Origin of the sequence: Bacillus cereus group sp. BfR-BA-01383, from assembly GCF_022663495.1 — a bacterium.
In the GTDB taxonomy this organism is placed as follows: domain Bacteria; phylum Bacillota; class Bacilli; order Bacillales; family Bacillaceae_G; genus Bacillus_A; species Bacillus_A cereus_AU.
Window position 1 is genome coordinate 1 of sequence record NZ_JAKUFP010000142.1, and the last position, 244, is coordinate 244.

Sequence of the window (244 nt, forward strand, 5' to 3'; positions counted from 1 at the left end):
CCAAACTTCCTGCCATGAAGAAAGAGTTTGTTTGGCTAAAAGAAGTGGATAGTATTGCGATTCAGTCGTCTGTTCGCAACCTTGCGGATGCGTATACACGCCTTTTCAAAAAACAAAACAATGCCCCGCGTTTCAAATCTAAGAAGAACAACATACAATCTTATACCACAAGACAAACAAATGAAAACATTGCCGTTGTAGGAAACAAAATAAAATTGCCAAAACTAGGTCTTGTTCGATTTGC

General features: G+C 38.5%; 1 pseudogene. It reads left to right on the top strand.

From position 1 onward, the window contains the following. Window positions 1-244, top strand: a pseudogene (locus MR065_RS27335) (RNA-guided endonuclease TnpB family protein); the annotation flags it as partial.